The organism is Aeromonas sp. FDAARGOS 1411 (genome assembly GCF_019047125.1).
Taxonomy (GTDB): domain Bacteria; phylum Pseudomonadota; class Gammaproteobacteria; order Enterobacterales; family Aeromonadaceae; genus Aeromonas; species Aeromonas veronii.
In genome coordinates, this window is record NZ_CP077214.1 from 3165202 (window position 1) to 3182871 (window position 17670).

Sequence of the window (17670 nt, forward strand, 5' to 3'; positions counted from 1 at the left end):
CTGCGGAGTTTGCAAGTATGGAGCAGTTTTACCAACTGGCTCACGCCTTTATGAATCACGATCTGAACACACTTTCCGATCCCAAGATGGCCTTCATGATCTGTGGTGTGATTCTGACGTTTCTGGTACTGGAAAACGGATTCATCCCTACCGCCTTTCTGCCCGGTGACAGCCTGCTGATCCTCACCGGCGTACTCATCTATCAGGATGTGTTGTCTCTCGGGGTGATCCCGCTGTTGATCATGGCCACCTTTGTCGGCACCTGGCTCGGTTACATGCAGGGGCGCTTTCTCGGCCACACCCAGCTCTACCATCGGCTGATGTCCCACGTGGAAGAGCGACACCAGCAGAAGGTCTACCACCTGCTGGACAAGTACGGGATCATCACCCTGATCACCGCGCGCTATATCGCCTTCGTGCGCACCGCCTACCCCTATATCGTGGGTGCCACCGAACTGCCCCAGGGGCGCTTTCTCATCGTCAATCTGATCAGCTCCATCATGTGGATCTGCCCGCTGGTCGGGTTTGGCTACTACCTGAGCCACACCAAGCTGGCCGCCGAATACCAGACCCAGTTCTTCAACATCATCATCTATCTGCCGGTGGCCCTGCTGCTGGGTGGCATGGTGGCGCTGGTCTGGCGCTGGATCAGCAAACGCAGGGCCGCGCAGCCGCGGGATTGACCCCTCGCCCAACGCCCGACCTGAAAGCCCTCGCCAGAGGGCTTTTTTGATCGCCTATTTTGCGCAAATAGCAGAAATAGTCCCGCTCGGCCCTTGTAAAGCTGGGGTAAAAATGAGTGAATCTAGCGCCTTTTTTTGGATGGGAACGGAGTCGGTTGTATGTGGTGTCGGATTCGCGCAGCAGCGCTGGTTGTCGGGTTGATGGGAATGCTGGGATTGCCTGCGGTCAACGCGGCACCCAACCCAGCCAAACTGGAAGTACGCTCGAGCAGCGCCCTGGTCGTGGATGTAAAAACGGGCAAGACGCTCTACCAGAAGAATGCCACCAAGGTGCGTCCCATCGCCTCTCTCACCAAGCTGATGACAGCGCTGGTGGTGCTGGATGCCAAGCAGAATCTCAACCAGACCATTACGGTCGACAAGAACGATCTGGATCGGGTCAAACACACTCACTCCCGCATCCGCATGGGCACCAAGGTGACCCGCCGCGACGCCCTGCATCTGGCGCTGATGTCCTCCGAAAACCGGATGGCCTCGGCACTGGCGCGTCACTATCCGGGCGGTCGCAGCGCCTTCGTGCGGGCCATGAACAATAAGGCCAGACAATTGGGAATGCGTAATACCCACTTCTACGACTCCACCGGCCTCTCCACCCGCAACGTCTCCACCGCCCAGGATCTCGGCAAGCTGGCCGCCGCCGCCTATCGTCAGCCGCTGATCCGTCAGTTCACTCAGGATGAGAACCGGGAGATGCGCTTCAGCACCCCCGCCTATAGCCTGATGTTCAACAACACCAACCCGCTGGTGAAAAACCCGGATTGGGACGTACGCCTCTCCAAGACCGGCTTCACTGACGAAGCGGGGCGCTGTCTGGTGATGCGCGCCAAACCGGACAGCCGCGAGCTTGCCATCGTGCTGCTCAACTCGGTGGGCAAACGCACCCCTATAGGCGATGCCAACCGCATTCGCAAATGGCTGAAAAGCTGAGTAAATATCTCGACACAAAAGGATGCTGCGGCATCCTTTTTTATTGCCCGCAGAACGCCTCTGCAGGCCTTGCAGGATGTTGATGAGCGAACCCTTAGTGATGGCTGCGCGGCATCTGCCGTTACAACAGCAGGCATACAAGGCGCCTATAGATGAGGCAAAGGGTGGTGAGGCGGGGCAACGATCAGAAGAACTGTGCGCAATCACAGAAAGGGGAAGAAATAAGGACAAGAACAGCCAGGTAAACGGGCGATCCACCCGCAACAGCGCACGGGGATCCGCACCAAAAAGTTAAATATCGCCCATAAAAAAACAGCCCCGACCGAAGTCGAGGCTGTCTGTATGGTGCGCCCGAGAGGATTCGAACCTCTGACCACCTGGTTCGTAGCCAGGTACTCTATCCAGCTGAGCTACGGGCGCTCATAAACTTTTGGTACTGCTTGAAATATGGTGCGCCCGAGAGGATTCGAACCTCTGACCACCTGGTTCGTAGCCAGGTACTCTATCCAGCTGAGCTACGGGCGCTCACAAACTTTTGTGTACTGCTTGAAAAATGGTGCGCCCGAGAGGATTCGAACCTCTGACCACCTGGTTCGTAGCCAGGTACTCTATCCAGCTGAGCTACGGGCGCTCACAAACTTTTGTGTACTGCTTGAAAAATGGTGCGCCCGAGAGGATTCGAACCTCTGACCACCTGGTTCGTAGCCAGGTACTCTATCCAGCTGAGCTACGGGCGCCCTGTTTTAAAACGATAAAAAAAGCTTACTTATCAGTAAGCCTTTTCCAAAGTGTCGACTTGCTGATGGTCAACACATGACTCTTGCTTGAGTCGTAATATGGTGCGCCCGAGAGGATTCGAACCTCTGACCACCTGGTTCGTAGCCAGGTACTCTATCCAGCTGAGCTACGGGCGCAAATGGCGGAGAAGGGGGGATTCGAACCCCCGATGCGGGTATAAGCCGCATACTCCCTTAGCAGGGGAGCGCCTTCAGCCTCTCGGCCACCTCTCCGTTTGCGGGGCTGATAATACTTCACAGGGATTTTTAGTCAAACACTTTTTTGGAGAAAAAAGTGCGTTCGCTCAGCATTTGGTCAAAGCGTGGAATATTCAAACAATATCAGCACTTATCCCGCAGTTTCGCGCCCTGCAGGGCAATTTCAGGGGGCCGGAAAAACAAAAGGCGACACATGAGGTGTCGCCTTGTCACAGCCATTAAAGCCGCTTAGAAGCCGGATTGACCCGGTACTTTCTCAGCCTGGATGCGCTGGTAGATCTCTTCGCGGTGTACGGAGACCTCTTTCGGCGCGTTAACACCGATACGGACTTGGTTACCTTTAACGCCCAGTACGGTGACAGTCACTTCATCACCAATCATCAGGGTTTCCCCTACACGACGAGTCAAAATAAGCATTCGCTTGCTCCTGTATCCTGTTTTGTTTTTATATCGATATGCGACATTATCTTACAAAGATACCGATATGGTAAATGGTTGAAACTAAATCAATCAGCGATTGTTAGCCCAAAGGCTGCTCTTGGGGCGCTTGATCCAATCCAAAAGCGGCGTGCAGGGCCCGCACCGCCAGCTCCAGATACTTCTCGTCAATCACCACCGAGATTTTGATTTCAGAGGTAGAAATCAACTGCATGTTGATCCCCTCCTCGCCCAATACCTTGAACATGGTGCGCGCAACACCGGGATGGTTCCACATGCCGACACCGACAATGGAGACCTTGGCAATCTCGCCATTCCCCTGCACGCAGGAGGCACCCAGCTCAGTGGCGGTCTCCTCCAGCAGCGCACGGGCACGGCGGTAGTCGTCACGATTCACCGTGAAGGTGAAGTCGGCGGTGCCATCTCCCAGGGTATTTTGCACAATCATGTCGACATCAATGTTGGCGTCGCTGATCGGGTTCAGGATCTGCGCAGCCACGGTCGGTCTGTCCGGCACACCCAGAATGGTCAGGCTGGCCTCGTTGCGGTTAAAAGCGATCCCGGATACCAGGGGAGCTTCCATCCTCTCACCTCCATATGTGATTAAGGTTCCCTCTCCGTCGACAAAGCTCGACAGCACCCGCAGCGGGACGCGGTACTTGCCCGCAAACTCCACCGAGCGGATCTGCAGCACCTTGGCGCCGAGACTGGCCATCTCCAGCATCTCCTCAAAGGTGATGGTATCGAGACGACGAGCCTTGGGCTCGATGCGCGGATCCGTGGTGTATACCCCATCCACATCGGTAAAGATCTGGCACTCATCGGCCTTGATGGCCGCCGCCACGGCAACCGCCGTGGTATCCGAACCGCCGCGGCCCAGCGTCGTGATGGCGTTATGCTCGTCACGGCCCTGGAAACCGGCGATCACCACCACCTTGCCCGCAGCCAGTTCGGCATGAACCAGCTCGGTGTCGATGTTGGTGATGCGCGCCTTGCCATAGGCGGAATCGGTATGAATCCGTACCTGATCGCCAGTCATCGAGACCGCCGGGCAACCGCGTTTGTTCAACGCGATGGCCAGCAGCGCTATGGTGACCTGCTCACCGGTGGAGACCAGTACATCCATCTCGCGCCGGTTGGCATCAGGATCCAGTTGCTGGGCCATGCCCAGCAACCGGTTGGTTTCGCCCGACATGGCGGAAACCACCACCACCACGTCGTGTCCCTGGGCGCGGGTCTGCTCGACCCGCTCAGCTACCGCCTCAATCCGCTCCAGTGTGCCGACCGAGGTGCCGCCGTACTTCTGTACATAGAGTGCCACAGATCACCTCGCCCGATTACAGGCGCTCTTCCAGCCAGGAGTGAACGGATTGCAGCGCTGCCGGCACCGCCTCAGGCTGGGTACCACCCGCCTGTGCCATGTCCGGACGGCCACCGCCCTTGCCACCCACCTGCTGGGCAACCAGATTGACCAGCTCACCGGCCTTGACCTTGCCGGTCAGGTCGTTGGTGACACCCGCGATCAGGTTGACCTTGCCGTCGGCACAGGTTGCCAGCAGCACAACACCGGACTTCATCTGGTTCTTCAGCTCGTCCAGCATGCCGCGCAGGGATTTCGGATCGGCCCCTTCCAGCGCTGCAACCAGCACCTTCTGACCGTTGATCTCGATCACCTGACCCAGCAGGTCGTTACCGGCCTGAGCGGCCAGCTTGGCCTTAAGCTGCTCCAGCTCGCGCTCCATCATCTTGGCCTTGTCCAGCATCTGGCGAACCTTGTCGGCGATGCAGAACTGGTCACCTTTCACCAGTGCAGCAGCCTCTTCGATCTGCTCGCCAACCTGATGCATGAAGTCGATGGCGGCTTTGCCGGTCACCGCTTCGATACGGCGCACGCCAGCAGCGATACCGCTCTCGGCGATGATCTTGAAAAAGCCGATATCACCGGTGCGCTTGGCGTGAGTACCGCCGCACAGCTCGGTGGAGTAGTCGCCCATGCGCACGACACGCACGTCGTCTTCATATTTCTCACCAAACAGCGCCATGGCACCTGCGGACTTGGCCGCTTCCAGATCCATCAGCTGGGTGGTGATTTCGTGGTTGGCGCGGATCTGGTTGTTGACCAGCTCCTCGACCCGGCGAATGGTCGCCATGGTCAGCCCCTCGAAGTGGGAGAAGTCGAAACGCATGCGCTCGGCTCCAACCAGAGAACCTTTCTGGGTGACGTGCTCGCCCAGAGCCTGACGCAGGGCAGCGTGCAGCAGGTGAGTCACGGAGTGGTTCAGGGCGATGGCCTGACGACGATCGCCATCAACCACGGCTTCCACTTCGGCGCCCTTCTCCAGAGTGCCCAGCTCCATGTAGCCCTTGTGGATAATCGCCTTACCCGCTTTCAGGGTGTCGGTCACGGCAAAGATACCGTCGTCCACTTTCAGGGTACCGCTGTCGCCGATCTGGCCGCCGGACTCGGCGTAGAAGGGGGTCTCTTCCAGCACGATGACCGCTTCGTCACCGGCGATAAGACCGCTCACCTCTTCCACACCCTTGTAGATACCAACCACGCGGGTACGCTCGGTCAGGGTCTTGTAACCGGTGAAGGGGGTCTCGAAGTCGAGCTTGAGCATCTCGTTGTAGTTCACGCCGAAGCTGGAGGCCTCTTTGGCGCGAGCACGCTGCTTCTCCATCTCGGCCTTGAAGCCCTCTTCGTCGATGCCGATCTCGCGCTCGCGCACCACGTCGGCAGTCAGGTCGGCCGGGAAGCCGTAAGTGTCGTAGAGCTTGAACACCACTTCGCCCGGAATAACCTTGGCATCGCCCAGGTTGGCCAGAGCATCTTCCAGCAGCAGCAGACCGCGATCCAGGGTGCGGACGAACTGCTCCTCTTCGATGCGCAGCACACGCTCGACCAGCGGCAGCTGGGCGATCAGCTCGGCAGCGACGTCTTTCATCTGCACTGCCAGCTCGGCAGCCAGTTTGTAGAAGAAGACATCGGTAGCCCCCAGCTTGCGACCGTGACGCACGGCACGGCGGATGATGCGACGCAGCACATAGCCACGACCTTCGTTGGACGGCATCACGCCATCTGCCACCAGGAAGGCGCAGGAGCGGATGTGGTCAGCGATGACGCGCAGTGACTGGCTGCTCAGATCGGTGGTGCCGACAATCTCGGCCGCTTTCTTGATCAGCGCCTGGAAGATGTCGATTTCGTAGTTGGAGTGGACACCCTGCATGATGGCGGAGATACGCTCCAGGCCCATGCCGGTATCCACGGACGGACGCGGCAGCGGCTCCATGGTGCCGTCAGCCTGACGGTTGAACTGCATGAACACCACGTTCCAGATCTCGATGAAACGGTCACCATCCTCTTCCGGTGAGCCGGGACGGCCACCCCAGATGTGATCGCCGTGGTCATAGAAGATCTCGGTGCAGGGACCGCACGGGCCGGTATCGCCCATCGCCCAGAAGTTGTCGGAAGCGTAAGGGGCACCCTTGTTGTCACCGATGCGGACGATGCGATCGGCCGGGACACCAACCTCTTTTTCCCAGATGTCGAAAGCTTCATCATCAGTCGCGTAGACGGTCACCAGCAGGCGATCTTTCGGCAGCTGCAGCACCTCGGTCAGGAAGCCCCATGCAAACTTGATGGCATCCTGTTTGAAGTAGTCACCGAAGCTGAAGTTGCCCAGCATTTCGAAGAAGGTGTGGTGACGAGCGGTATAGCCGACGTTTTCCAGATCGTTGTGCTTACCACCGGCACGCACGCAACGCTGGGAAGTCGTCGCGCGATTGTAGGCACGCTTGTCTGCGCCAAGGAACACGTCCTTGAACTGGTTCATACCCGCGTTGGTAAACAACAGGGTCGGGTCGTTATGCGGTACCAGCGAGCTGGAGGAGACAACCTGGTGCCCCTGGGAACGGAAATACTCGAGAAACGCAGCGCGAATCTCTGACGTGGACATATACATGGAAAATCCTGCTTGATTCGAATACGGACTTTTAACCGCATTAATGTAAGTTTTCTGCGGGGTAAAGTAAAACGGACAGGACCGCCACGGGCGAAAAAGCGCACATAAACGGGCCAGATAAGAGCGCCGCTGCCCACAGTGGCTTTTTTCACTGTCGAGAGGCAAAAAAGCAGCGCATAAAGAGGGATGAGATGAACAAAAGGCTGCTTTTTCGGGATTGTGCGCGCAAGCTACTGAGCCGGCAGGAAAAACATACAAAAAGGAGAGCTGAAACGACGTTTGCCACGCAGTGGCGTTACTCTTCCCGCTCCTGCAGGGCAGAGATAGCGTAACGTGCCTGATCCTGGGTAAAGCCGCGCCCCAGCAGATATTTGAGCCACTTCATCCGCAGCTTGAAATCCGCCAGATCGGCCACCCGGGCGCGCCGTTCGAGCAGGGCAAACGCCAGTTCGAACCAGTCCAGCTCCGGCTGATCGAATGCGGCATCAATCTGCATATCGTCGAGTCCCTTGCGGCGCAGATCGAAGCGGATCTTGATGGGGCCATGCCCCTTGGCGGCACCGGCCCGTACTGCCATACCGCCGTACCGCTCGTCATTGACCCAGTTGTAACCGCGGCAGTAGTCGACCACCGCCTCGATCACCTCTTCATTGAAGCCCTGCTGGCGCAGCCGGTTGGCCAGCTCTGACTCGGCACTCTCGCGGCGGGCCAGGCTGCGCATGGCAAAGGCGCGGGCGGCGGTAAGCTGCTCTGCAAAGGTCGGTTCGGCAGGCTCGACCGGTTCGGTAACGGATTCATCAACCATCATAAATAACAAGGCCGGGTATCTACCCGGCCTTCCTTTGTTCCTTATTCGAACTCTTGTTCGCTTTCGGCATCGAACTCTTCTGCCTCAACCGGTGCAGCCTTGTCATCGACAGGTACGGCACCAGAGAGCAGCAGCTCGCGCAGGCGAGCCTCCACTTCGCCAGCCATCACCTTGTTCTCGGCGAACAGCTTCATCACGTTGGCCTTGCCCTGACCGATCTTCTCGCCGTTGTAGCTGTACCAGGCGCCGGCCTTGTCGATCAGCTTGTGCTTGACGCCGAGATCCACCAGCTCGCCCTCTTTGGAGATACCGGCGCCGTAGAAGATCTGGAATTCAGCCTGCTTGAAGGGCGGGGCCACCTTGTTCTTGACCACTTTGACGCGGGTCTCGTTACCGACCACTTCGTCGCCTTCCTTGATGGCGCCGATACGACGGATATCCAGACGCACGGAGGCGTAGAACTTGAGCGCGTTACCACCGGTAGTGGTCTCCGGGCTACCGAACATGACGCCGATCTTCATCCGGATCTGGTTGATGAAGATGCACAGGCAGTTGGCGTTCTTGATGTTGGCGGTCAGCTTGCGCAGCGCCTGGGACATCAGACGGGCCTGCAGACCAACGTGGGAGTCACCCATCTCCCCTTCGATTTCCGCTTTCGGCGTCAGGGCCGCCACGGAGTCGACGATGATGACGTCAACCGCGTTGGAGCGAACCAGCATGTCGCAGATCTCCAGCGCCTGTTCGCCGGTATCCGGCTGGGAGATCAGCAGGTCGTCGACGTTGACGCCCAGCTTGGCAGCGTAGATAGGGTCGAGGGCGTGTTCCGCATCGACGAAGGCACAGGTTTTGCCTTTCTTCTGGGCTTCCGCGATCACCTGCAGGGTGAGGGTGGTTTTACCGGAAGATTCCGGGCCGTAGATTTCGACGATACGGCCACACGGCAGACCGCCAATGCCCAGCGCCACGTCCAGCGAGAGGGAACCGGTAGAGATGGCTTCGATATCCATGGTCTTGCTGTCGCCCAGACGCATGATGGAACCTTTGCCGAACTGCTTTTCAATCTGACCCAGCGCAGCCGCCAGTGCCTTCTGTTTGTTCTGATCCATGCCAATCTCCGCTGGAAATCGTGAGTAAGAAGTGAAGTTGGGCTAAGTATACTGTCTATTCATACAGTATCAAGCCCAATTTATCTGAGCAGGGCCAACAGACCCGACAAGGCCTGTCTCACCGCCTGCTGGCGCACCTGCCGGCGATCCCCGTCGAAGCGGGCGAGCAGGGAGTGGTGACGGCCGTTGCGGTCGGCCCAGGCGAACCAGACGGTGCCGACCGGCTTGCCTTCGGTGGCGCCGCCGGGGCCGGCGATGCCACTGATAGCAACGCTGATGCAGGCAGACGAGTGCGCCAGCGCGCCGCGGGCCATCTCCAGCACCACGGCTTCGCTCACTGCACCGTGCTGTTCAAGGCTATCGCTGCTCACCCCCAACATCTGCTGCTTGGCCTCGTTCGTGTAGGTGACAAATCCGCGATCGAACCAGCCGGAGCTGCCCGCGATATCGGTGATGGCGCTGGCCACCCCGCCGCCGGTACAGGATTCGGCGGTCGCCGCCAGCCAGCCCCGCTGGCCAAGGGCCCGTCCCAGCTCGATGGCAAGGTGCTCTATCTCTGCATCCAGTTTCATCACGACTCCTTCTGATCCGCTCAAGAGGCACATTATGCGATCCTGCTAGCGCCGCCCGCAACCACGGCAGACCGCCCTTGCCTGCAGCAAGGTGAGGTGCTGCACCTGTGTCATGCCTTCAATAGTGCAGAACAACCGCGCCCGGAACACCCGCTCCCCCGTCGCGGCGCTTATGTGTAGAATGGCGCCATCAAGCTCAAGGCTCATCACCGCAGACACTGGCCCGCAGAGGCCCCTTCTGGAACAGAACATGACCGCACAACACCAAGCCAGCGGCGCCACAGGCTCCGCTTCCGGCGCCAATCTCAGCGCCCACACGCCCATGATGCAGCAGTACCTTGGCCTCAAGGCCGAGAACCCGGAGATCCTGCTGTTCTACCGGATGGGCGACTTCTACGAGCTGTTCTATGACGATGCCCGCAAGGCCTCCCAACTGCTCGATATCTCCCTGACCAAACGTGGCCAGTCGGCGGGCAGCCCCATCCCGATGGCGGGGGTGCCCTATCACGCCATCGAGGGCTATCTGGCCAAGCTGGTGCAGCTCGGCGAATCGGCCGCCATCTGCGAACAGGTGGGGGATCCCGCCACCAGCAAGGGGCCGGTGGAGCGCAAGGTCATTCGCATCATCACCCCGGGCACCGTCTCCGACGAGGCGCTGCTCAGCGAGCGGCAGGACAACCTGATCGCCGCCGTCTACCACGATGGCCGCCGCTTCGGCTACGGCACAATGGACATCGGCTCCGGCCGCTTCTTCATCAACCAGTTCGAGAAAGAAGAGACCCTGCTGGCTGAGCTACAGCGCACCAATCCAGCCGAACTGCTCTACCCAGAATCGTTCGAATTCCTGCACCATATCGAGGGTCGCCGCGGCCTGCGTCGTCGCCCGGAGTGGGAGTTTGAGCTGGGCACAGCTCGCAAGCTGCTCTGCCAGCAGTTCGGCACCCAGGATCTGGTGGGCTTTGGCGTCGACAAGAGCGAGACCGCCCTGTGCGCCGCTGGCTGCCTGATGCAGTACGTCAAAGATACCCAGCGCACCGCCCTGCCCCACATCCGCAACGTGCGCCTCGAGCAGCCGGATCACGCCGTCATCATGGATGCCGCCACCCGCCGCAATCTGGAGCTGACCCAGAATCTGGCCGGTGGCTATGAAAATACCCTGGCCGAGGTGCTGGATCGCACCGCCACCCCCATGGGCAGCCGCCTGCTCAAGCGCTGGATCCACCAGCCGATCCGCGATCGGGTGATCCTGAAAGGTCGCCAGAGCACCATCAAGGAGCTCATCGAGCAGAACCTCTACGATGAACTGGGCAGCCTGCTGCGTCAGGTGGGTGATGTGGAGCGGGTGCTGGCCCGTCTCGCCCTGCGCTCGGCCCGCCCGCGTGACCTCACCCGACTGCGTCAGGCCTTCGCCCAGCTGCCCGAGTTGCAGCGCCTGCTTGCGGACAACGAGCACGAAGCGGTGCAACAGCTGGCCGAGCGCGCCAGCACCTTCCCCGAGCTGCTCGACCTGCTGGAGCGCGCCGTGATGGAAGTGCCGCCGGTGCTGATCCGCGATGGTGGCGTCATCCGTGACGGCTTCAATCAGGAGCTGGACGAGCTGCGGGATCTGGCCAACGGCGCCACCGCCAGCCTCGCCCGCATCGAGGAGCGGGAGAAGCTGCTGACCGGCATCAATACCCTCAAGGTGGGCTACAACAAGGTGCACGGCTTCTATATCGAGGTGAGCCGCGCCAACAGCCATCTGGTGCCGGCCCACTACATCCGCCGTCAAACCCTCAAGAACAACGAACGCTACATCATCGATGAGCTGAAGAAGTACGAGGACAAGGTACTCACCGCCCAGTCCCAGGCGCTGGCGCTGGAGAAACGGCTCTACGAAGAGCTGCTCGATACTCTGCTGCCCCACCTCGGCGATCTGCAGGATTCCGCCGCCGCACTGGCAGAGCTGGACGTGCTGGCCAACCTGGCCGAGCGGGCCGAGACCCTCGACTATCGCTGCCCGACCCTCATCGACGAAGACCAGATCATCATCGAGGCGGGCCGCCATCCGGTGGTTGAGCAGGTGATGACAGATCCCTTTATCGCCAACCCTATCCGGCTGGAGCGGGAGCGGCGGATGCTGATCATCACGGGTCCCAACATGGGCGGTAAATCCACCTATATGCGCCAGACCGCGCTGATCGTGCTGCTGGCCCATATCGGCGCCTTCGTGCCCGCCGACAGCGCCCGCATCGGCCCCATCGACCGTATCTTCACCCGCATCGGGGCGTCAGACGATCTCGCCTCCGGCCGCTCCACCTTTATGGTGGAGATGACCGAGACCGCCAACATCCTCAACAACGCCACCGCCCGCAGTCTGGTGCTGATGGACGAAATTGGCCGCGGCACCAGCACCTACGACGGACTCTCGCTGGCGTGGGCCTGTGCCGAACAGCTGGCGAGCAAGATTGGCGCCTATACCCTGTTCGCCACCCACTACTTCGAGCTGACCCGCTTGCCCGAGCTGATGAGCGGGCTGGCCAACGTCCACCTCGATGCGGTGGAGCACGGCGACACCATCGCCTTTATGCACGCAGTGCAGGAAGGCGCGGCCAGCCGCTCCTACGGCCTGCAAGTGGCGGCGTTGGCCGGGGTGCCGAAATCGGTGATCCAGCAGGCCCGTCACAAACTGCATGAGCTGGAGAGCGCCACCCCGGTCGCCGCCGGTGAAAGCCGCCCGGCTCCGGTGACCCTCGCCCCGCAGCCTCATCCGGTGGTGGAAGAGCTGGAAGCGCTGCGCCCAGACGAGCTAACCCCCCGTCAGGCACTGGATCTGCTCTATCGCCTCAAGCAGATGCTGTAATCAGCGACTACCGCACAAGCATGCAAAAGGGGAACCGCGAGGTTCCCCTTTCTATATTCAGCACCCGGCAAACCAGTCAGGCCACCGCTCGCGCCTCTTCACGGGCCCGCAGCAGGCTCTGACGCCCCTGCCAGTAACCCTGCAGATAGCCGGACTCCAGCTTGACCGGATCCTGGGTAAAACGGGAAACCATGAAATCGGCCGGTGGCGCGATCACCTCGATGTCGCAATCGGCAGGGGGATTGGCGATGAAATCGAGCGCCCGGTTGTAGGCGCGATCCCGCTCAAGCATGGCTTGTGCCAGTGCAGGCTGGGTTTTCAGCAAGGCTTTGACCATCCAGCAGAAACGGGCCGGCTTCTTGCGATATCCCCAGGGTTCCGACAGCACCACCGTCATCCGCCGCGCCCCGCGCCGATAGGCCTCTATCACCGGAATGGAGTCGCTGATGCCGCCATCGGCCATCGGGCGACCATCGACGCAGGGGGTATCGTGCTGCACCACCGGCAGAGCGCAGGTAGCGGTCAGCACCTCATCCATGTTGTCGGGCCGCACCGGCAGATAGATGGCCTTGCCGCTCGCCACATCGGTCGCCACCGCGTAAAAGGGAATGCCGCGGGCGCAGAAGGTCTCGAGATCGAGCGGGAAGCGATGGCGACTGGCCTGCCATAGCCAGCCGATGTCCACCAGATCGCCCCCTTTGACGAAACGCAGGGGATCGAGAAAACGGGAACTGCAAGCCAGCTCGGTGATGATGTGGTGACTGCGGCGCGGCTGTTCGCTCAGATAGGAGACCAGATTGGTGGCACCGGCCGAGACGCCCATGACGAAATCGAACGGGTAGTGGTGACTTTCGACAAACGCATCGAGCACGCCGCTGGCAAAGATGCCGCGCATCGCGCCCCCTTCGACAATCAGGGCGCAAGAGTGGGGATTAAACATAACAAGGCTCCGTCAGCTGTAATACCTGCCGGGATCGATCCCGGCCCAGTGATGGACGCCTTCATGCAGAACATCAAGACGCCGCAGCAGGACGATTCAGGCTCACTCGCACAAGCCAGAAGCGGGCAGGAGCAAACCTGAACCGTGAAGCGACCCCCAGTATATGCAGCGCACCAACCTTCAAAAAATGAATTTAAATAATAAAAAACATGCCTTTTTGGCATGATTTAGTACATCAGCAGAGACGGCCCTTTATCCGGTAATAGCACCATCAGGATCAAGGCAGCCCGGGCCCGAACGTCCCGTCGACGGGGTTGTAGTGGTAGGCCCGATAGTCAAAGTCCACCTTATCAAGGCGCGGATTGGCCAACTCGAACAACAGGCGCCTGGGGAGCTGCGCCTGCTCGAGGGAAGGTTTGAAGTGGCGCAGCCAGAGCTGTTGCAGCGAACCATCCCGCCACGCCAGCTTGAGGCCAACCGAGAGGCGGCGGATGGCGGCCTGATTATCCTTCTGGGTGTAGAAGAGGTGGAGGAAGGGATAGTGCAGCGCCACTCGCCGATCCACGGTGAGGCCGGGCAGATCACTGTGCTGCTCCTGCTCGATAAAGAGCTCGTTGGCACCGCGGCAGAAGAGGTCGATGCGGCCACGGGCCACCAGCTTGAACAGCCGCTCGTAACCGTCGATCTCCTGCACCTTGAATCCCCCATGACGCAGGATCTCCGCATCCTGCCAGCCACGTCCCTGCCCGTGCAGAAATTGCAGCAGCTCGGCCAGGGTATTGACCCTTGCCACCGCATCGGCCTGCTGCGGACTGACAAAGCAGATGCGATAACCGAGGATGCCCAGCTCCACCGGAAAACGGACGTAATCCAGCGCTCCGCTCTCCGCGGCCGGACGCAGACTGTCGGCCACAAACAGATTGGGGTATTGCTGAGTCTGCACAATCTGTCGCATCCGGATACGGTTCATCGGCGGCGCGGTTCGCAGCTCGTAGTCACCGAAGCTATCGCGGGTCTTCTCCAGCGCCAGCTGCAACAGATCGCGAAAATAGAGGGTACGCAAGTCCCGATCGCTCTCGGGGCTGATATGAGTGATGACGTCGCTCGCCCGCAGGGGGGCGGCAAGGAGGGAAAGACTGCACAACAGCAAGCAGGAAGCGAGGCGATGAAAGGTCATACTGCTCATCCCGGAAATACAGGCTCACTAGAGTGTAGCGCCGGGACGAGCCGCCTTCTAAAGGGAAGCCAGGCCTACCAGAACATCCGGCCCAGCAGGGGCGCCAGCAGCACGGTCACCATACCGGCGATCATCATCACCATACTGGAGACCACTCCCTCCTCATTACCCATCTGATAGGCCCTGGCGGTACCGGCGCCGTGGGCCGAAGCACCAAACCCCGCCCCCTTGCCGAGGCGGCTGCGAATGGCCAGCACGGTGAGCACGCTCTCCCCCACCGCCATACCGATGACGCCGGTCAGCACCACAAACAGCGCGGTGAGGTCGCTCTGACCGCCGATGGCGCGGGTCGCCTCCACCGCGAATGGTGTGGTGATGGAACGCATCGCCAGACTGCGCTGCAACATGTCGGAGAGATCCAGCCAGCGGGCCAGCAGCACGGTACTCCCCACCGCCATGATGACCGAGGCGACCACCCCGACCGACAGCGACAGCCAGTGGCGACGAATGAGCTGGCGGTTCTCGTAGACCGGCACGGCGAAGGCGACGGTCGCCGGGCCCAGCAGCCAGAGCAGCCAGTGGGATTCCGCCATGTAATCCTGATAGGGGATGTGGAACAGCAGCACCACGGCCACCAGCAGGGTCGGTGCCAGCAGCAGCGGCATCAGCGGCAGGATCCGCTTTTTGCCGTAGAGCCATTTGCTGGCGTAATAGAAGAGCAGGGTGAGGGCGAAACAGATCAGCCCAAGCAGGGTATCAGACATGACGGCGACTCCGGCGGGCCAGTTTCAGTTCGAGGCGGTAGACCCGGTCCACCACCAGCGCGGTAGTACCGAGCACCAGCGTGGTACTCACCAGCAGCACCACCATGATGCGCCACCCCTCCTGCAACAGCAGCTCCTGATAGTTGACCACCGCGACTACGGCAGGCACGAAGAAGAGCAGCATCTCCGCCAGCAGCCAGCGAGCCCCCGCGCTGAACCACTCAGCCTTAACCACTCCGAGCAGGATGCAGGCCAGCAGCAACAGCATGCCGGTGAGGTTGGCGGGCAGCGGCAGGTGAAGGGTACGAACCGCGGTATCGGCCAGCAGCCAGATGGCTGCCAGCAACACAATCTGGAAGGGAGTCTGTAACCAGCGCAAGCAGAGGGCTTTCATGATCATCGTCTTTCTGTGAACCGGCTCACAGTATAGAGTTGAGCAAAACCTGCCAGAAATGAATTAAAATTATCAAATTCATGCCGCATAGGCATACTTCATCCCGTACCCGCCAACACGAGTCGAGAGAGTCCATGGATATTCGCGCCCTGCGCTATTTTGTCGAACTGGTGCGGGAAAAAAGCTTCACCCGCGCCTCTGAAAAGCTGTTCGTCACCCAGCCCACCATCAGCAAGATGATCCGCAATATCGAAGAGGAGCTGGGCCAACCCCTGCTCAACCGGGAAGGGCGTCGCTTCACCCTGACCGACAGCGGCCAGGTGCTGTTCAACCGGGCCCAGACCATATTGGCGGAGATGCAGCAACTGGAGGCCGAACTGGCGGATCTGCAGAGCCTGCAACACGGCCGCCTGACCCTCGGCATCCCACCCATGGTGGGCCACGTCTATGCAGATCTGATCCGCGCCTACCGCACCCGCTATCCCAAGGTGGAGCTGACACTGGTGGAGTACGGCGGTCGCCGCATCGAACAGGCAGTGCTGGAGGGGGAGCTGGATCTCGCCATCACCATGCTGCCGACCAAAGAGGGGGGCGCCCTCAGCGCGCTGGAGCTGGATCAATACCCGATCCGGGTGGTGCTGCCTGATCAACCGCGCTGGCATGGCGATGCACCGCTGCGGCTGGAGTCTCTGCAGGAGGAGCCCTTCCTGCTCTATACCCAGGCGTTTACCCTGAGCGAGCGGTTGGAGCAGGCGTGTCAGGAAGCGGGCTTTGTGCCACAGGTGGCGGCGCGCAGCAGCCAGTGGGATTTTCTCACCGCCATGGTACGCAGCGGCATGGGGGTCGCCTTCTTGCCGGAGCCGGTCTGCAACCGGCTGACCCCGGATGGTCTGGTGCTGCGGCCGCTGGAGCCCGAACTGAGCTGGCGACTCGGGGTGATCTGGCCGAGCGAGCGCTATCTGTCGCGCACCGCCGAGGCCTGGCTGACCCTCTGCCGCCAGCGGCAGGCACCTCAGTAATCGCCGAAGCGATCGGTCTGCGGATTGTAGAAGTAGGGGCGGTAATCGAAGCTGATCCCGTCGAGGAAGGGATTATCCAGCCGCAACAGTCGGCGCTGGGAGAGCTTGGCAAAGGCGATGGCCGGGCCAAAGCTCTTGCGCCACAGCGCCTGTAGCGAGCCATCCTGCCACGCCAGCTGCAACCCCCGCTCGACCCGCTTGAGCGCCTCGCGATTGTTGGGATTGGTGTAGAAAACCCGGGGCAGCGGGTAGTAGATCAACAGTGCGTCATCCACCAGCAGATCCGTCATCTCCTTGTGGGTAAGCTGCTCGCTGCGCAGCTCGCTCACCCCGCGGCAGAAGAGATCGAAGCGGCCCCGCGCCACCATTTTGAACAGCTTCTCGTACCCCTCCACTTCCACCACCTCCATCCCGGCGTAACGCAGGATATCCACATCCAGCCACCCCTTGCCCTGACCGAAGGTAAACTGGCGCAGCCCCTTGAGGTCGGTCACTTTGCTCACCGCCGCCTTTTGCTGCGGGCTGACAAAACAGATGCGGTAGCTGACGATCCCCAAATGGATGGGAAAACGGACATAGGCGAGCCCCAGCTCCTCGCGGGTGCTGCTGTAGCTGTCCATTACAAAGAGGTTGGGATAGCTGTCGAGCTGCATGCTGAGCCGCTCGCGCGCCTTGGTCATGGGCGGCGCAGGCTCCAGCAGATAGTCGCCAAACTGGTCGCGGGTCTTGTCGAGGGCGAGCCCCAGCAGCTCCCGATCATAGGTGGTGCGCGGATCCCGCTCGCTCTCCGGGCTGATATAGGTAAACCGGGTGGCCGCCTGTCCGGTCAGCGACAACATGCAGAGCAGAGCGGCAGCAAGCAGATGCAGGGGTGACATAAACCGCGCCTTGGCTGAAGGGGTACTTTCAGTGTAGCCCTGAGCGTGGGTGCTCGACCCTGCCACCACCCCACGCTCTCCTCCCCTTTTCGGCCAGCCGCATCC

15 protein-coding genes and 6 tRNA genes are annotated in these 17670 nt (G+C 60.5%); 4 read left to right on the forward strand and 17 right to left on the reverse strand.

Going from position 1 to position 17670, the window contains the following annotated elements:
* Positions 1-17 precede the first annotated feature (17 nt).
* Both I6L41_RS14210 and pbpG read left to right on the forward strand, forming a co-directional pair.
* Positions 18-683, forward strand: coding sequence for a DedA family protein (locus I6L41_RS14210; protein ID WP_005336051.1), 666 nt, complete (start codon positions 18-20; stop codon positions 681-683).
* A 159-nt stretch (positions 684-842) separates the two neighbouring features.
* Complete coding sequence (gene pbpG / locus I6L41_RS14215) at positions 843-1670, forward strand: D-alanyl-D-alanine endopeptidase (protein WP_158110306.1); 828 nt, start codon at positions 843-845, stop codon at positions 1668-1670.
* Between the two features lie 343 nt (positions 1671-2013).
* On the opposite strand, the gene I6L41_RS14220 is transcribed toward pbpG, so the two are convergent.
* From I6L41_RS14220 to pncC, 12 genes are all read right to left on the reverse strand, one after another.
* Positions 2014-2090 (reverse strand) — tRNA-Arg (locus I6L41_RS14220).
* A 28-nt stretch (positions 2091-2118) separates the two neighbouring features.
* A tRNA-Arg gene (locus I6L41_RS14225) sits at positions 2119-2195 on the reverse strand.
* 29 nt (positions 2196-2224) lie between these two features.
* Positions 2225-2301: transfer RNA gene (locus tag I6L41_RS14230), tRNA-Arg, on the reverse strand.
* Positions 2302-2330: 29 nt separating this feature from the next.
* Positions 2331-2407 (reverse strand) — tRNA-Arg (locus I6L41_RS14235).
* A 100-nt stretch (positions 2408-2507) separates the two neighbouring features.
* Positions 2508-2584: transfer RNA gene (locus I6L41_RS14240), tRNA-Arg, on the reverse strand.
* A gap of 3 nt (positions 2585-2587) precedes the next feature.
* Positions 2588-2680 (reverse strand) — tRNA-Ser (locus I6L41_RS14245).
* Positions 2681-2893: 213 nt separating this feature from the next.
* Entirely contained in the window at positions 2894-3082 is a 189-nt protein-coding gene (gene csrA / locus I6L41_RS14250) for a carbon storage regulator CsrA (protein WP_005305164.1), read from the reverse strand.
* A gap of 103 nt (positions 3083-3185) precedes the next feature.
* Positions 3186-4424 carry an aspartate kinase gene (locus I6L41_RS14255; protein ID WP_216959609.1) on the reverse strand — a complete coding sequence of 413 codons (1239 nt, stop codon included), beginning with the start codon at positions 4422-4424 and terminating at the stop codon, positions 3186-3188.
* 16 nt (positions 4425-4440) lie between these two features.
* Entirely contained in the window at positions 4441-7065 is a 2625-nt protein-coding gene (gene alaS / locus I6L41_RS14260) for an alanine--tRNA ligase (protein WP_216959611.1), read from the reverse strand.
* Positions 7066-7360: 295 nt separating this feature from the next.
* Complete coding sequence (locus I6L41_RS14265) at positions 7361-7870, reverse strand: regulatory protein RecX (protein WP_139742581.1); 510 nt, start codon at positions 7868-7870, stop codon at positions 7361-7363.
* 44 nt (positions 7871-7914) lie between these two features.
* The gene (gene recA, locus I6L41_RS14270) at positions 7915-8979 is read right to left on the reverse strand and encodes a recombinase RecA (RefSeq protein WP_040068994.1); all 1065 of its coding nucleotides are present in this window, start codon (positions 8977-8979) and stop codon (positions 7915-7917) included.
* Positions 8980-9059: 80 nt separating this feature from the next.
* The gene (pncC, locus tag I6L41_RS14275; protein WP_216959613.1) at positions 9060-9551 is read right to left on the reverse strand and encodes a nicotinamide-nucleotide amidase; all 492 of its coding nucleotides are present in this window, start codon (positions 9549-9551) and stop codon (positions 9060-9062) included.
* A gap of 322 nt (positions 9552-9873) precedes the next feature.
* On the opposite strand from pncC, the gene mutS reads away from it, so the two are divergent.
* A complete protein-coding gene (mutS, locus tag I6L41_RS14280; RefSeq protein WP_216963967.1) occupies positions 9874-12393 on the forward strand; it encodes a DNA mismatch repair protein MutS in 2520 nt (839 codons plus the stop codon).
* Between the two features lie 76 nt (positions 12394-12469).
* Here the strand turns inward: mutS and I6L41_RS14285 are convergent, their stop codons facing one another.
* The 4 genes from I6L41_RS14285 to I6L41_RS14300 all read right to left on the reverse strand — a co-directional run bounded on the left by I6L41_RS14285 (position 12470) and on the right by I6L41_RS14300 (position 15668).
* Positions 12470-13333, reverse strand: a complete 864-nt coding sequence (locus I6L41_RS14285) for a patatin family protein (protein WP_216959615.1) — start codon at positions 13331-13333, stop codon at positions 12470-12472.
* 277 nt (positions 13334-13610) lie between these two features.
* Positions 13611-14510 carry a hypothetical protein gene (locus I6L41_RS14290; protein ID WP_216959619.1) on the reverse strand — a complete coding sequence of 300 codons (900 nt, stop codon included), beginning with the start codon at positions 14508-14510 and terminating at the stop codon, positions 13611-13613.
* 74 nt (positions 14511-14584) lie between these two features.
* Positions 14585-15274 carry an LrgB family protein gene (locus tag I6L41_RS14295; RefSeq protein ID WP_005341581.1) on the reverse strand — a complete coding sequence of 230 codons (690 nt, stop codon included), beginning with the start codon at positions 15272-15274 and terminating at the stop codon, positions 14585-14587.
* Positions 15267-15668: a CidA/LrgA family protein gene (locus tag I6L41_RS14300; protein ID WP_041202734.1), complete on the reverse strand. Its 402-nt coding sequence runs from the start codon at positions 15666-15668 to the stop codon at positions 15267-15269. The genes I6L41_RS14295 and I6L41_RS14300 overlap by 8 nt, the downstream gene beginning before the upstream one ends.
* 134 nt (positions 15669-15802) lie before the next feature.
* Here I6L41_RS14300 and I6L41_RS14305 point away from each other — a divergent pair, with 134 nt between their 5' ends.
* Complete coding sequence (locus I6L41_RS14305) at positions 15803-16687, forward strand: LysR family transcriptional regulator (protein WP_216959623.1); 885 nt, start codon at positions 15803-15805, stop codon at positions 16685-16687.
* Here the strand turns inward: I6L41_RS14305 and I6L41_RS14310 are convergent.
* Positions 16681-17565 carry a transporter substrate-binding domain-containing protein gene (locus tag I6L41_RS14310; RefSeq protein WP_216959626.1) on the reverse strand — a complete coding sequence of 295 codons (885 nt, stop codon included), beginning with the start codon at positions 17563-17565 and terminating at the stop codon, positions 16681-16683. The two genes, I6L41_RS14305 and I6L41_RS14310, sit on opposite strands and share 7 nt — an antisense overlap.
* Positions 17566-17670 lie beyond the last annotated feature (105 nt).

Bases quoted from the DNA above. Each gene is read 5' to 3' on its own strand.
- I6L41_RS14210 (WP_005336051.1), top strand. From the start codon at position 18: ATGGAGCAGTTTTACCAACTGGCTCACGCCTTTATGAATCACGATCTG.
- pbpG (WP_158110306.1), top strand. From the start codon at position 843: ATGTGGTGTCGGATTCGCGCAGCAGCGCTGGTTGTCGGGTTGATGGGA.
- csrA (WP_005305164.1), bottom strand. From the start codon at position 3,082: ATGCTTATTTTGACTCGTCGTGTAGGGGAAACCCTGATGATTGGTGAT.
- alaS (WP_216959611.1), bottom strand. From the start codon at position 7,065: ATGTATATGTCCACGTCAGAGATTCGCGCTGCGTTTCTCGAGTATTTC.
- I6L41_RS14265 (WP_139742581.1), bottom strand. From the start codon at position 7,870: ATGGTTGATGAATCCGTTACCGAACCGGTCGAGCCTGCCGAACCGACC.
- recA (WP_040068994.1), bottom strand. From the start codon at position 8,979: ATGGATCAGAACAAACAGAAGGCACTGGCGGCTGCGCTGGGTCAGATT.
- pncC (WP_216959613.1), bottom strand. From the start codon at position 9,551: ATGAAACTGGATGCAGAGATAGAGCACCTTGCCATCGAGCTGGGACGG.
- mutS (WP_216963967.1), top strand. From the start codon at position 9,874: ATGATGCAGCAGTACCTTGGCCTCAAGGCCGAGAACCCGGAGATCCTG.
- I6L41_RS14285 (WP_216959615.1), bottom strand. From the start codon at position 13,333: ATGTTTAATCCCCACTCTTGCGCCCTGATTGTCGAAGGGGGCGCGATG.
- I6L41_RS14290 (WP_216959619.1), bottom strand. From the start codon at position 14,510: ATGACCTTTCATCGCCTCGCTTCCTGCTTGCTGTTGTGCAGTCTTTCC.
- I6L41_RS14295 (WP_005341581.1), bottom strand. From the start codon at position 15,274: ATGTCTGATACCCTGCTTGGGCTGATCTGTTTCGCCCTCACCCTGCTC.
- I6L41_RS14300 (WP_041202734.1), bottom strand. From the start codon at position 15,668: ATGAAAGCCCTCTGCTTGCGCTGGTTACAGACTCCCTTCCAGATTGTG.
- I6L41_RS14305 (WP_216959623.1), top strand. From the start codon at position 15,803: ATGGATATTCGCGCCCTGCGCTATTTTGTCGAACTGGTGCGGGAAAAA.
- I6L41_RS14310 (WP_216959626.1), bottom strand. From the start codon at position 17,565: ATGTCACCCCTGCATCTGCTTGCTGCCGCTCTGCTCTGCATGTTGTCG.